The sequence below is a fragment of the Penaeicola halotolerans genome (assembly GCF_016464625.1).
In the GTDB taxonomy this organism is placed as follows: domain Bacteria; phylum Bacteroidota; class Bacteroidia; order Cytophagales; family Cyclobacteriaceae; genus Penaeicola; species Penaeicola halotolerans.
The window spans coordinates 1-237 of record NZ_JAEAGO010000212.1; the positions used below are offsets into that span (position 1 = coordinate 1).

1 pseudogene is annotated in these 237 nt (G+C 47.7%); it reads right to left on the bottom strand.

The window, feature by feature from the left end:
- A pseudogene (locus I5349_RS14055) lies at positions 1-237 on the bottom strand (methylmalonyl-CoA mutase family protein); the annotation flags it as partial.

The following is a 237-nucleotide window of genomic DNA, read 5'->3' on the forward strand; positions in this document are numbered from 1 at the left end:
CTGTCAAGCGATCAAACTCCTCGTAAACAGCTTCCTCCACCACGTCAGTCAAAACCTCTATGATGAAAGCCCCTTGGATCGGGTTTTCATTTTTGGTCAAACCTAGCTCCTTATTGGTAATCAACTGAATGGCCATGGCACGTCTCACCGACTCCTCAGTAGGCGTAGTGATTGGCTCATCCTAAGCATTGGTATGCAGTGAGTTACAGTTGTCACAGATGGCATAAAGCGCCTGCA